Annotated in this window: 11 protein-coding genes; 3 read left to right on the forward strand and 8 right to left on the reverse strand. The window is 60.4% G+C overall.

From position 1 onward, the window contains the following. Nucleotides 1-15 precede the first annotated feature (15 nt). From REA38_RS11985 to REA38_RS11995, 3 genes are read right to left on the reverse strand one after another with little or no spacing between them, the layout of a single operon-like run. On the reverse strand, nt 16-2,550 hold the full coding sequence (locus REA38_RS11985) for a fimbria/pilus outer membrane usher protein (protein WP_308885938.1): 2,535 nt from the start codon (nt 2,548-2,550) through the stop codon (nt 16-18). A gap of 20 nt (nt 2,551-2,570) precedes the next feature. Beyond that, on the reverse strand, nt 2,571-3,323 hold the full coding sequence (locus REA38_RS11990; protein ID WP_223182005.1) for a molecular chaperone: 753 nt from the start codon (nt 3,321-3,323) through the stop codon (nt 2,571-2,573). 59 nt (nt 3,324-3,382) lie between these two features. Continuing rightward, entirely contained in the window at nt 3,383-3,925 is a 543-nt protein-coding gene (locus REA38_RS11995; protein WP_033638153.1) for a fimbrial protein, read from the reverse strand. Nucleotides 3,926-4,300: 375 nt separating this feature from the next. Between REA38_RS11995 and REA38_RS12000 the strand changes: the two genes are divergently transcribed. Then, the gene (locus REA38_RS12000; RefSeq protein ID WP_230298428.1) at nt 4,301-4,981 is read left to right on the forward strand and encodes a helix-turn-helix transcriptional regulator; all 681 of its coding nucleotides are present in this window, start codon (nt 4,301-4,303) and stop codon (nt 4,979-4,981) included. 244 nt (nt 4,982-5,225) lie between these two features. Here REA38_RS12000 and ychF read toward each other — a convergent pair whose 3' ends face one another. Further along, nucleotides 5,226-6,317 (reverse strand): redox-regulated ATPase YchF, encoded by a 1,092-nt coding sequence (gene ychF / locus REA38_RS12005; protein ID WP_033646394.1) that lies wholly within the window; start codon nt 6,315-6,317, stop codon nt 5,226-5,228. 334 nt (nt 6,318-6,651) lie between these two features. Between ychF and REA38_RS12010 the strand changes: the two genes are divergently transcribed. Next, nucleotides 6,652-8,181: a SulP family inorganic anion transporter gene (locus REA38_RS12010; protein WP_033653847.1), complete on the forward strand. Its 1,530-nt coding sequence runs from the start codon at nt 6,652-6,654 to the stop codon at nt 8,179-8,181. 37 nt (nt 8,182-8,218) lie between these two features. On the opposite strand, the gene pth is transcribed toward REA38_RS12010, so the two are convergent. Further along, entirely contained in the window at nt 8,219-8,809 is a 591-nt protein-coding gene (pth, locus tag REA38_RS12015; RefSeq protein ID WP_308885939.1) for an aminoacyl-tRNA hydrolase, read from the reverse strand. Between the two features lie 301 nt (nt 8,810-9,110). On the opposite strand from pth, the gene ychH reads away from it, so the two are divergent. Next, nucleotides 9,111-9,389: a stress-induced protein YchH gene (gene ychH / locus REA38_RS12020; RefSeq protein ID WP_025302491.1), complete on the forward strand. Its 279-nt coding sequence runs from the start codon at nt 9,111-9,113 to the stop codon at nt 9,387-9,389. A 185-nt stretch (nt 9,390-9,574) separates the two neighbouring features. Here ychH and prs read toward each other — a convergent pair whose 3' ends face one another. From prs to lolB, 3 genes are all read right to left on the reverse strand, one after another. Further along, complete coding sequence (prs, locus tag REA38_RS12025; RefSeq protein WP_004941061.1) at nt 9,575-10,522, reverse strand: ribose-phosphate diphosphokinase; 948 nt, start codon at nt 10,520-10,522, stop codon at nt 9,575-9,577. A gap of 174 nt (nt 10,523-10,696) precedes the next feature. After that, on the reverse strand, nt 10,697-11,563 hold the full coding sequence (ispE, locus tag REA38_RS12030; RefSeq protein WP_033638162.1) for a 4-(cytidine 5'-diphospho)-2-C-methyl-D-erythritol kinase: 867 nt from the start codon (nt 11,561-11,563) through the stop codon (nt 10,697-10,699). Beyond that, a complete protein-coding gene (gene lolB, locus REA38_RS12035; RefSeq protein WP_033638163.1) occupies nt 11,560-12,183 on the reverse strand; it encodes a lipoprotein insertase outer membrane protein LolB in 624 nt (207 codons plus the stop codon). Before lolB ends, ispE begins: the two co-directional genes overlap by 4 nt. Between the last annotated feature and the right edge of the window lie 319 nt (nt 12,184-12,502).

Here is a 12,502-nt window from a genome sequence, read left to right on the forward strand (position 1 = left end):
ATCAGTGTGAACGGGCTAGCGGCACGGGGCGCTGAGCCGTTGAATCGGGCCGTCTTCCCCGGCGGGCAGGCGGTAATGCAGCGTGCACTGTTGGCCGGGCGCGTCGCCCCAGTTCAGCGTCAGCGCGCCGGCATTCCGGTCGCTGCGCAGATACACCTGATTGGCCTGGCCGACCATGCCCACGCTGTTGCCCGTTGCGTCGAGGACGTTGGCGCCCATCGGGATCGGCGCGTTATCGGGCCGCTGCGCGGTGATCAATAGCGCCTGGCCGCGCACGGTGTTGAAGCGCAGGCGCACCGTGGCGCCGGCGTACGGGGCGACGCGCCGCTGGCCGTCTTCCAGCTCCGCTTTGTCGTTCATGCCCTCGGGGTTCAGCGCGACGGTGTTGTAGTGATAGGGCACTAGCGACGGCGCCAGCGCGTAGCCAAAGCGATCGACGCGCGCCCCCTGGCCGTCCATCACCCGTGCGCCGCTGGCGCCGGGCGCCTCGATCAGGGCGAAGGTATCGCCGACATACGGCCCTAATGTCACGCCGCCGCGGTGCGCCACCACCGCCCCCTGCAGTGACAGGGAACCTTGTCGATACTGGCGCGCGGTGGAGAACGAGCCGGTGACGTTGGCGTAAGGCAGACGGGTTTGCAGGTTGCCGCCCCAGATGCTTTGTTGGCGATCGTCGTCGGTGGTGAAGTTCAGGCCGTAGCTGACCGGCTGTTCGTCGCCGACGCTGCCCGACAGCGCGGCCTGATAGTTGCCGCCCTGGCCCTGGCTGTGGTTGGCCAACAGCGAGACGCTGGGGGCGGATGATGAACGCCCGAGCGGGAAGCTCAGCGACAGGGCGGTGACGGTCTGCGCGCTCTGCGCCAGCGGCGCGCTGTAGACGTTATCCAGCGGCCCGTAGCCGCGGTAGTCGCCGTTGCTGTAGCCCAGGCTGCGGGTGCGGGTGACGGAGAGGTTAAGCGCCACGCCGTTGCCGAAGGTTTTTCCCCAGCCCAGCTGGAGCTGATTGTCGCGGCCGCGCTGATCGCGGTAGTCCTGAGTCGAGCCGGACATCGTCAGGCTGCCGAACGCGCCCATTCCCTGATTGACGGCGACCTCGAAACGCGATCGCTGGCGGTAGGAGTCGGACTGCCAGCTTTGGCCGGTGGCGGCGGCGCGCCGCACGCCGAGCACGTCGCTGAGATCGCGAAAGCCTTCGGTGGAGTAGCGGTAGCCGGCGATGGACAAGGTGGTGTCCGTCGGGCTGAAGGTTCGGCTGTAAGAGAGGTGCAGCATCCAGCCGGCGGCGCCGCCGTCCGGCAGGCTGGCGTGGGAATAGGTGGTATCCATGCCGAAGGCGCCCAGCCAGCTGCTGTACACGCCGCCCAGCATCATCGCCTGATAGCCGTCCGCCAGCTGGTTGCCGAGGTTGAAGGTCAGGGCGTTGGTCAGGCCGTGCTGCCAGGTCACCTCGCTGAACAGATCGTTGTCGCCGACGTAGCGGGAACGGCCGACGATCGCCGAGTAGCGCGACTGGCCGGGGCGGATGGATTCCGGCACCGCGGCGAATGGCACGGTGAAGGTGCTGACGCTGCCGTCGGCTTCCGTCACCACCACGGTGAGATCGCCGGCGTAGTTGGTGGCGTACAGATCGTTGATGGCGAACGGCCCCGGCGCGACGGTGGTTTCATACAGCGTGCTTTTGCCCTGCAGCACCGTCACGCGCGCGTTGCTTTTCGCCACGCCGCGTACCACCGGCGCATAGCCGCGCTGCGAATCCGGCAGCATGCGGTCGTCCGAACTGAGCTGAATGCCGCGAAAGCCCAGGCCGGAGAAGAAGTGCCCGTCGGTAAAGCCTTCGCCCAACAGCATTTCGCTGCGCCAGGGCAAGATCGCGCGCTGCACGTAGCGGCGGCTGGTGTCCAGATGGCCGCCGAACTCCCGATCGTAGCGGTAGCTGGACTGCTGGCGGTAGCGCCATAGCCCGAGGTTGAAGCCGCCGTTCAGGTTGGCGTAGGTCGAGTCGAGATCGCGGGTTTGCCCCTGTCGGTAACTGACGTGGTACTGGTTGAGGTTGTAATTGACGAAGGCCATCGATTCGCCGCTGTCCAGGCTGGCGGGATTGACGCTGCCGCGCGGCCGGCCGTTCAACAGCGCCTGCGGAATGCTCAGATCCAGCCGCAGCCGCGAGATATCGGCGTTCACCGTGATGTCCTTCAGATCCCGGCCGGGCAGCAGGCATTCCGCTTCGGCGGCCGTCGGCGGATTTTTCAACCCGAAGCGCGCCAGCTGCGGCCGATCAAAACAGGGTAGCACCTGCTTGCCTGCGCGTACGAAGCGAATTTGATCGCGTTCGAGAAACTGGCCATTGAGGTACAGATCGATCTGATAGCTGCCGGGAGCGACGGCGTCCTGTTGGTTGAACTGGCTCAGGGCGCTGTTGCTCAGCACGCTGCCGCGCAGCAGCGCGGGATCGAAGGTATAGCCGTCGGCGGCGGCGCAGCCCAGCGGCAGCGCCAGCAGCGCGCAACACCAGCGTGTGGGCAGCGGCGCCGCCTTGCGAGCATCGAACATGAATACCTCCCTGTCTGGTTTCAGCGCGCGACGTTCAGGGTGCGTGAGATTTCCACCCCATAGTCATTGATGACGCGCAGTGCGACCTGCCGCACCTCCCCATTCACCGGCCAACTGGCCTGTGAAAACGGCGGGATCAGATCCGCCTGCGGGATGGCGATGCGCTTCGCGCCGCTCAGGATCGCGGCCTGGCTGACGTTGGCGTAGTAGCCGGTCGGGTTGTCGACGCGCAGCGCGTTGCCGGCCTGGCGCAGGCTGAGCCGATCGATGACGTGGTTGGCGTCGCCGGCCAGCCCGGCGGGGCGATAGAACACCTTCAGCCGATTGGTGACCACCAGCAGCAGTTTGTTCTTGTCGCTGTCCGTCTGGCGCACGGCGGGCACCTGCAGGAAGTTGAGATAGAACAGCGATTCGCGATCGCGCGGCAGCGGCTGGCCGACGAACGACAGCCGCACCATCTGCCCGCTGTGCGGATTCATGCGGAAGATCTGCGGCGAGGCGACGAAAGGTGCATCGGCGTTTTCCGGCGTGGATTTGGGGTTATTGATGTCGAGCCAGATCTGCATCAGCGCCGGGGTGCCGTCGTCGTTGGTGAACTGCAGCGTTTTTTCCCGCGCCTCGGCGGGGTAGATCACGCGGTTGCCGAGCAGCGTCACGCTGGCCGAGGCGTGGGTAGCGGCAAAACTCATCAGGCAAAGCGACAGGGCGGCCCATCGGCGGGCGGAGCGGGTTATCTGCGGCATAAACGTGAACCGATAAAGGGAGCGAGTCATTCAGCGCCGCCCGGCGAAGGGCGGCGCTGGCATCAACAGGTATGGCGCCTGACGCCGGCTTATTTGTAGCTAATGGCGAACTGTGCGGTGGCGATCACCGAACCGGCCGCCACGCCGGTGTCTTCCGCGTAGTAGCGGGCCACCAGATTCTGCGAGGTGGAGGTGGCGTCTTTGGCCAGCGTCATCGCCGACGTGGTGACGGTCGAACCGCTGGCGAACGACAGCGGCGTAGTGGCGTCGCTGTCCAGCAGTTGAATGGACACCTTGGCCGCATCGCCCGCATCGCCCGCGTTGCCCAGGTTGCCGTTGGTGGTCGGGTTGTTGCCCGCCAGCACGGTTTTGATCGCCGTATCGCTGGTTGCCGCCGCACAGCCGGTCACGTTGACGGTGAAGGTGGTGTCGCCGGCGGTGGCACCTTTGGTGGCGAGTTTGCTGGCGGCGACGGTCGGCAGCAGAACGACCGGGTTGGATTGGTTACCGTTAATATTCACCGAGCAGGTTTGCGTGCTGACTTCGCCTTTAAATTGCACCGTATTGGACGAAGCGGCCGCACAGGCGCCGGAGAGAGCCAGCATGGATAATGCGACTAATTTAACATTCATGTGAAATGCCCTTTAATTTACTTTAGATAAAAGCTTTCCTGACAGTAATAAATTACTGACGTGCGGTTGTTGATTAATCATGTTGCGCAATTGTTTTTTAAACGCGTCGGCAAACATGGATTTTCATCCTAACAAACTAAGAATTTTCCCTATAGATGTTTTGAATAAGGCAATAAGGTTATGGTGCCCGTTGTTACATTTTTTTTCATTTCCGCTTATATCATACAAAATAGAAAATAGATCTATATCATTGCGTTGCGTTTTTATTGGATCGGCAGTTTTTTCTGTGGAAATAATTTGAAACATTCATGCCTTTTTTGCGTATTAATCAACATGCTGACGGTTGAGTGATTATTTGAAAAACATGTTATCAAGATGTTTTATATCGGTGTGCTTTGCAGGCGAATTACCCCAAAAAAGAGCAACGACAAGCCGCCTGAGGTGTGGAAGCATGCTTTCATGCTGATAAGGAGAATTAAAGTGAGAGTGATTTATATCGACGGTTCACCGCTGTGCCGGCTGGGTATGAAAACATTACTGGGCGGCGGCGTGATAACCTTATCCTCACCCAATATGAATATTATTAAAAATATAAGCCGGGTGCCTGATTTAATTATTATGGAGTTTCCTCAGGAGATTTACCGGTTCGAGATGTATTTAAATTTCATTAAATATTCACGTGGTGAATATAAAGATGTCCGGTTACTGTTCTTTATCGATAAGACTTCGCCGCTGATCCTGGCGTTTATCGCCACGGCGCAGCCGGATGCGATTTTGCACAAACGGGAAACGCTGCAGGTGGTGCGAGAGACCTGCGCAACGCTGGCCCGCCAGGAGACGAGCGAACGGCACGTGGGGAACCGGCATCGGGCGGCGGCGATCACGCCTGGCGAGGCGGCGGTGCTGTGTGAAACCGCCCGCACCGAAGATATCCGCCTGACCGCTCGGCGGCTTAACCTGCACCCGAAAACCGTTTATTCGCACCTCAATAACGCCGGCAAAAAGTTCGGCACCCGCAATCGGGTGGAACTGCTGAAGATGATTGCGCTGCTGTAGCGCGCCGTTAGCGGGTTTTGCCGGCGGCCAGCCGCCATCGCGTGACCTCATCGGCGCCGGGCCCGGCGGCCAGCGCCAGGTTTTGCGGCGGCAGCGATTCGCCGGTCACTCGGCGGCAAACCGGTTCTCGGCGTGGAAGGGGGAAATGGGGGAGTCTGAGTCAGGGGAGATAAAAACAAAAATCCACGCCGAAGCGTGGATTTTTCCGTTGCCGGCAGCCGAAAGCAATGCTGCGGGGAAGGGCTTAGACGTTGAACAGGAAGTTCATCACGTCGCCGTCTTTGACGATGTAGTCTTTACCTTCGGAGCGCATTTTGCCGGCTTCTTTGGCGCCTTGCTCACCCTTGTAGGTGATGAAGTCGTCATAAGAGATGGTTTGCGCTCGGATAAAGCCTTTTTCGAAGTCGGTGTGGATCTTGCCGGCCGCCTGCGGAGCGGTGGCGCCGACCGGGATGGTCCAGGCGCGCACTTCTTTCACGCCGGCGGTGAAGTAGGTCTGCAGGTTCAGCAGTTCATAACCGGCGCGGATCACGCGGTTCAGGCCCGGTTCTTCCAGGCCCAGCTCGGCCATGAACTCGTCGCGCTCTTCGTCTTCCAGCTCGGCGATGTCGGATTCCACGGCGGCGCACACGGCAACCACCACGGAGCCTTCGGCGTCGGCGATTTTACGCACGGTGTCCAGGTACGGGTTGTTCTCGAAGCCGTCTTCGTTGACGTTGGCGATGTACATGGTCGGCTTCAGGGTCAGGAAGCTCAGGTATTTGATCGCCGCTTTGTCTTCGTCGCTCAGATCCAGCGCGCGCAGCATGCCGGCGTTTTCCAGGTGCGGCAGGCATTTCTCCAGCGCCGCCAGCTCGGCTTTGGCGTCTTTGTCGCCGCCTTTGGCTTTCTTCTGCACGCGGTGGATGGCGCGCTCGCAGGTGTCCAGGTCAGACAGCGCCAGCTCGGTGTTGATCACATCGATGTCTTCGGCCGGATCGACCTTGTTGTTGACGTGAATGATGTTGTCGTTCTCGAAGCAGCGCACCACGTGGCCGATGGCTTCGGTTTCGCGGATGTTGGTCAGGAACTGGTTGCCCAGGCCTTCACCCTTGGACGCGCCTTTCACCAGGCCGGCGATGTCGACGAATTCCATGGTGGTCGGTAGAATGCGCTGCGGCTTGACGATCTCGGCCAGCTTATCCAGACGCGGATCGGGCATCGGCACCACACCGGTGTTCGGTTCAATGGTGCAGAACGGGAAGTTGGCTGCTTCAATGCCCGCTTTGGTCAACGCGTTGAACAGGGTGGATTTGCCTACGTTAGGCAGGCCGACGATACCGCATTTGAATCCCATGTTGTAATCACCTTAAATATCTTAACTATCAGCCGGTTAGGTTTAATCGACTGCATAAAGGGCAAAATAATGCCGCCATTATACACGTAATGGGCGTTTATCTCGATCAGACTTGTTTGGCCGGGGCGAGCGCAGCGCCCGCGGCCGGTTTTTGATTGAGATTTGGATCACATTTACCCATACTGGCCGTTCCGATTAACCGACAGGAAACGCGCCGGATGTATTTCTTGCCTACGCCACCCTGAGCAGTGCCCGCCTGCAGTCTGCCGCACCTTGCGGTACCCCATACCCGCTACGCGGGGAGATGATGTCATCTGTCATAAGTGAATAATGCATGTTTAACCTGAGTAACGTCAGGATCGCGGACGTTAAAAATGAAGTCCTGGCGGGCTTTGTGGTGGCGGTTTCGATGATCCCCGAGGCGGTCGGCTTTTCGCTGGTCGCCGGTCTTTCGCCGATCGTCGGTTTGCATACCGCGTTTATTATCGGCCTGGTCACGGCGCTGTTCGGCGGCAAGCCGGGCATGGTTTCCGGCGCCGCCGGCTCTATTGTGGTGGTGTTGATGAGCCTGGCGGCGCAGTACGGCATGGGCTACGTGCTGTGGGCCACGCTGTTTGCCGGGGGCATTCAAATCCTGATCGGCGCCTTCCGGCTGGGCAAGTTCATTCGTCTGGTGCCGCTGCCGGCGATCCACGGCTTCGTCAACGGTCTGGCGATCGTCATCATGCTGGCGCAGCTGAAGATGATCGCTGGGCAGGGGCCGCTGATGTACGGGCTGGTGGCGCTGGCGATTGCGGTGGTGGTGCTGTTCCCGCGCCTGACCAAAGCCATTCCGTCTTCGCTGGCGGCGCTGCTGGTGGTTTCGGCGTTGGCGATCGGCCTCAATCTGCACACGCTGCGGGTGGGCGATCTGGCGGATATTTCCGGCGCGCTGCCGCACTTCAGCCTGCCGACGGCGCCGTTCACCCTGGAAATGGTGCGGGTGGTGCTGCCCTATGCGGTGGTGATTGCCCTGGTCGGTTTGATTGAATCGCTGCTGACCATGACGGTGCTGGATGAAATGGGCGGCAAGAAGGGCAACGGCAATCGCGAAAGCATCGCGCAGGGCGCCGGTAACGCGGTGTGCGGTCTGTTCGGCTGCTTCGCCGGCTGCGCGATGATCGGCCAGTCGATCATCAACTTTACCTCGGGCGGGCGCGGGCGCCTCTCCGGCACGGTGGGCGCCATCCTGCTGATTCTGTTCGTGGTCAGCCTGTCACGCTATATCGGCCTGCTGCCGGTGGCGGCGCTGGCCGGGGTGATGCTGGTGGTGTGTTACAACACCTTCGAGTGGAGTTCGCTGCGCCGTTTGCGCCGTATGCCGAAGGCGGACGCGCTGGTGATGCTCGCCGTCACGCTGATCACCATCTTTACCGATCTGGCGGTGGCGGTGATCAGCGGGGTGATTATCTCGGCGCTGGTGTTTGCCTGGCAGCAGGCGCGCATTCGCGTGCGCCAGCGGCAGGTAACGGGCGACGTGGCGGTGTATCAGCTCGATGGCCCGCTGTTCTTCGGCTCTGCCGCCGCTTTCGCCGAGCTGTTCGAGCCGCAAAGCGATCCGCAGAACGTGGTGCTGGATTTTGCCGGCACCCGGGTGATGGATTCCAGCGGCGTAGAGGCGATCGATAAGCTGACGGCGCGTTACCTGGCGGCGGGGAAAAGCATTCGGCTGCGCCACCTGAGCGGCGACTGCGTGCGTTTACTTAAGCGCGCAGGCCCTTTCTGCAGCCATGAGCTGGACGATCCGCAGTATTACGTGGCGGAGGAGGGCTTCACCGCCGATGACCGCCGCGTGAGCGAGGAGACCTTCAACCCGCGCGGCTAGAAGCAGGCAGCGGGCAGGGCGCCCGCTGCGGCAAGGTTCAGGCCTGCGCCTTGAAGCTGTGCAGGCGCTGAACGGTTTTTTCCAGCCCGTCCTTCATCAGCATCTCGGTGCAGCGCAGCGACTCGTCGATCGCTTCGTCAATCATCTTCAGCTCGCCGGCCGGCGGTTTGCCGAGCACGAAGCCCACCACCTTGTTCTTGTCGCCCGGATGGCCGATGCCGATGCGCAGGCGATAGAAGTTCGGGTTGTTGCCGAACTTGTTTTGGATGTCCTTCAGGCCGTTGTGGCCGCCGTTGCCGCCGCCGAGCTTGATTTTGGCCACGCCGGGCGGCAGATCCAGCTCGTCGTGCGCCACCAGGATCTCGTTCGGTTCGATGCGGTAGAAGTTGGCCATCGCCAGCACCGCTTTGCCGCTCAGGTTCATGAAGGTGGTCGGCACCAGCAGGCGCACGTCGTTGCCCGCCAGGTTCAAACGAGCGGTATAGCCGAAGAACTTGCTCTCTTCTTTCAACTGCTGATTGTGGCGCTGGGCCAGCAGATCGACGTACCAGGCGCCGGCGTTGTGGCGCGTTTGGGCATATTCCGCGCCCGGGTTGGCCAGGCCAACTATCAATTTAATACTGCTCACTGGGAGATTCACTATGATCAGGGTAATGGAAAGGGCCTTAGTCTACCTGCCGGGGCGGCGAATGACAAAATCCGATCCCCGCCGTCGCCTTAGGTAAGAAAGACGAATGATTCATTAGCTGAATAATTCAATTTGTCCGCTAATTTTCAGCGGCGCGTTAAGAAGTGTCAATAATTCTTTACCATTTGTGATCGCCTCCGCAATCCCCTTGCCGCAACAAGGACTATACTTAACTTATCAAAGTGGGTTAACAAGTTGCAGCGTTATCCCGGTTGGCACATGGCAATCATGGAGGTGGCATATGAAACGTAGAAGCGCGGACAGAATGGGCAACTTTTTTATGGGGCTGGGGCTGGTCGTGATGATCGGCGGCGTCGGATACTCCATTATTGCTGAAGTATCCCAGTTCAATTTACCGCAATTTTTCGCCCACGGCGCCATCATGAGTATCTTCGTCGGCGCGCTGTTGTGGCTGGTGGGCGCGCGTATCGGCGGCCGCGAGCAGGTGGCGGATCGCTACTGGTGGGTAAAACACTTTGATAAACGGTGCCGCAACGACCAACATCGTTCGTCGCATTGATTAAAAAATCAGAAGGGAAGCGAGAGCAGGGCAAGGGAAAATCTGCCGTGCATTAAGGTTTGAGGTCATGTTGGACTACGAGTAGAAAACCCGTTGTTGCTTACGCACCAACGGGTTTTTCTTTTTCTGCTGTCGGGCTCGCTATCTTTCCGGCGCGGTGGGCGCCGCACCGGAAAGACGACGAATCAATGCTCGAACATCGCAGAGATCGACTCTTCGTTGCTGATGCGGCGGATGGCTTCAGCCAGCATGCCGGACAGGGTCAGAGTGCGAACGTTTTTCAGTGCCTTGATTTCCGGCGACAGCGGAATGGTGTCGCAGACGATCACTTCATCAATCACCGAGTTCTTGATGTTGTCCACGGCGTTGCCGGAGAAGATCGGGTGCGTCGCGTAGGCGAATACGCGCTTGGCACCGCGTTCTTTCAACGCTTCAGCCGCTTTGCACAAGGTACCGCCGGTGTCGATCATGTCGTCGACCAGCACGCAGTCGCGGCCTGCCACGTCACCGATGATGTGCATCACCTGAGAAACGTTCGCGCGCGGGCGGCGTTTGTCGATGATGGCCATGTCGGTGTCGTTCAGCAGTTTGGCGATGGCGCGGGCACGCACTACGCCGCCGATGTCCGGGGAAACCACGATCGGGTTTTCCAGGTTCTGCTGCAGCATGTCTTCCAGCAGGATCGGGCTGCCGAACACGTTGTCTACCGGAACGTCGAAGAAGCCTTGAATCTGCTCAGCATGCAGATCCACCGTCAGAACGCGGTCAACCCCTACGCTGGAGAGGAAATCGGCAACCACCTTGGCGGTGATCGGCACACGCGCGGAACGCACGCGGCGATCCTGGCGGGCATAGCCGAAGTAAGGGATAACGGCGGTAATACGACCTGCGGAGGCGCGACGCAGGGCGTCGACCATCACAACCAGTTCCATCAGGTTGTCGTTGGTCGGGGCACAGGTGGACTGGATGATGAAAATATCACCGCCGCGTACATTTTCGTTGATTTGCACGCTCACTTCGCCGTCGCTAAAACGACCTACAGCGGCGTCACCAAGGCTGGTGTACAAACGGTTGGCAATACGTTGTGCTAGTTCCGGGGTGGCGTTACCAGCAAAAAGCTTCATATCAGGCACGAGAAGAACCTCAGGCTTGCGTCCAGAGAAGATATTGTCATACGACATCGCCAAGGGGCAGTCGGCGACGCCGGCGCAATATACATACGGGTATGTAAAACTAAAATTGAGACCGCAGGCAGCGCAGGGATAACAGGGCCAGGTGTGCATGACCCTGCGCAGCGAAACGTTGAGCTACGACTCAAACCGCCCGGAACGAATGCGATGTAGTGGGGAGACGTTAACGCCGCGCGCTACAAAACCACACAACCACTCCGGGGCTTGATTTAACACCTGACGGGCGGCGATTTCTGTGTCGAATTCAGCAAACACACAAGCACCTGTGCCAGTCAGGCGTGACGGGGCGTATTCTAACAGCCATGAAAGAAGCTGTTCAACCTCGCGAAAACGTTTTCTTGCGATCGGTTCGCAATCATTTGCGTACGGTGCCTGCAACAGCTCACTTAAGGAGCGAACCGGGGTGTCTCTTTTCAATTCGGGATCGCCGAAGATAACCGGCGTCGGGATGCCGACGCCGGGATGCGCCACCAGATACCACTTTTCCTGCGGCTCGGCCGGCTGCAGGCGCTCGCCGATGCCTTCGGCGAAGGCGGCGTGGCCGCGCACGAACACCGGCACGTCGGCGCCGAGGCTGAGCCCCAGCTCGGCCAATTGGTCGTCGCCAAGACCGCAGCGCCACAGTTCGTTCAGCGCCACCAGCACGGTGGCGGCGTTGGAGGAGCCGCCGCCCAAACCGCCGCCCATCGGCAGGCGCTTGTCGATGCTGATGTCGGCGCCGCGCGGTGCGGTCTGCAGGCCGCGCTCATCGCAATAGCGCTGCAGCAAGCGGGCGGCGCGCACGATCAGGTTCTGCTCGTCCGGCACGCCGTCGACCGGCGTCAGCAGATGAATGCGATCGTCCTGGCGCGGGTCAATGGTCAGGGTGTCGCCGTAGTCCAAAAACTGGAACAGCGTCTGCAGCAGGTGATAGCCGTCTTCACGACGGCCGGTGATGTACAGAAACAGGTTGAGTTTCGCGGGGGAGGGCCACTGGCGGATCATTTGAGCGTCCAGTTGTCCATTTTCAGCTTGATGCGCTGGTCGCCCTGCTGCAGCTCCAGGCGGTTAGGCAGCGTCGGCTGCACCTCGTTGCTGTAGCCCTGGTAATCCACTTTCCAGGTCTGGCCGCCTTGCTGGTAGGTCAGCTTGCTCAGGCGATATTGGTCATCCAGCGCAAAATCGCCGGCTTCGCCCGGCAGGCCGAGCATCCACTGGCGCAGGTTGTTCAGCGGGATCGCCATGCCGGTCAGCTTGCGGATCATCTCTTCCGGATTGTCGCTGACGTAGCGTTTGCCCTGGTTGTCGGTCAGCTGCACCACGTTTTTCTGCACGTTGAGATCCATTTCCGTGCTGCCGAGCGGGTTGGTCAGCAGCAGGCGGTAGCGCTCCGGCGAGAACTGCTGCCAGAAGAAGCGGGCGTAGACTTTTTTCTGATCAGACAAGTAGGCGAAGGAGCCGCGGGTCTGATAGGTGCTGAGCTGCTGCACCGCCTGCTCATGGGCGCGCCACTGCGGTGAGGTCGGGCTGGTGGCCGGGCCGGTCGGCTTGGTGGTGGTACAGGCGGCCAGCACCAGGCTGGCCAGCGGGATCAGACGGAGCAAACTAACTTTGCGTATTGGCATAACTTTCTCTTGTCCTTTTGTCCTTGCGGGCATGCGCGACGAAACCCGGATTCAGCGCTCACGCTAACGAGGCGGCGGCGGCGCGTCAATTTTTTGCTGCATCGCGTTGAATCTTGCCGCTTTTACCGGCGCAATGCCAACCCGGCACGCGCGTCGGGGTCGCCATTAAGCGTAACACAATCGCCTGAAGGCGGGGGAGGCGCGCCCGATAAGCGGTGCCTTCGTTGCGCAAACGCCGCCGTTGTGTACGCCGAATAGCGTGCGCGTTATCGCAAACTGCGCTAAAATTTAAGCAATCGACCTACCTCATGACTATTTA

This window comes from Serratia sp. MF1(2023) (assembly GCF_030954545.1).
Classification (GTDB): domain Bacteria; phylum Pseudomonadota; class Gammaproteobacteria; order Enterobacterales; family Enterobacteriaceae; genus Serratia; species Serratia sarumanii.

Coding starts and splice junctions, on each gene's coding strand:
- REA38_RS11985 (WP_308885938.1), bottom strand. CDS start 2,550: ATGTTCGATGCTCGCAAGGCGGCGCCGCTGCCCACACGCTGGTGTTGC.
- REA38_RS11990 (WP_223182005.1), bottom strand. CDS start 3,323: ATGACTCGCTCCCTTTATCGGTTCACGTTTATGCCGCAGATAACCCGC.
- REA38_RS11995 (WP_033638153.1), bottom strand. CDS start 3,925: ATGAATGTTAAATTAGTCGCATTATCCATGCTGGCTCTCTCCGGCGCC.
- REA38_RS12000 (WP_230298428.1), top strand. CDS start 4,301: ATGTTTTATATCGGTGTGCTTTGCAGGCGAATTACCCCAAAAAAGAGC.
- ychF (WP_033646394.1), bottom strand. CDS start 6,317: ATGGGATTCAAATGCGGTATCGTCGGCCTGCCTAACGTAGGCAAATCC.
- REA38_RS12010 (WP_033653847.1), top strand. CDS start 6,652: ATGTTTAACCTGAGTAACGTCAGGATCGCGGACGTTAAAAATGAAGTC.
- ychH (WP_025302491.1), top strand. CDS start 9,111: ATGAAACGTAGAAGCGCGGACAGAATGGGCAACTTTTTTATGGGGCTG.
- ispE (WP_033638162.1), bottom strand. CDS start 11,563: ATGATCCGCCAGTGGCCCTCCCCCGCGAAACTCAACCTGTTTCTGTAC.
- lolB (WP_033638163.1), bottom strand. CDS start 12,183: ATGCCAATACGCAAAGTTAGTTTGCTCCGTCTGATCCCGCTGGCCAGC.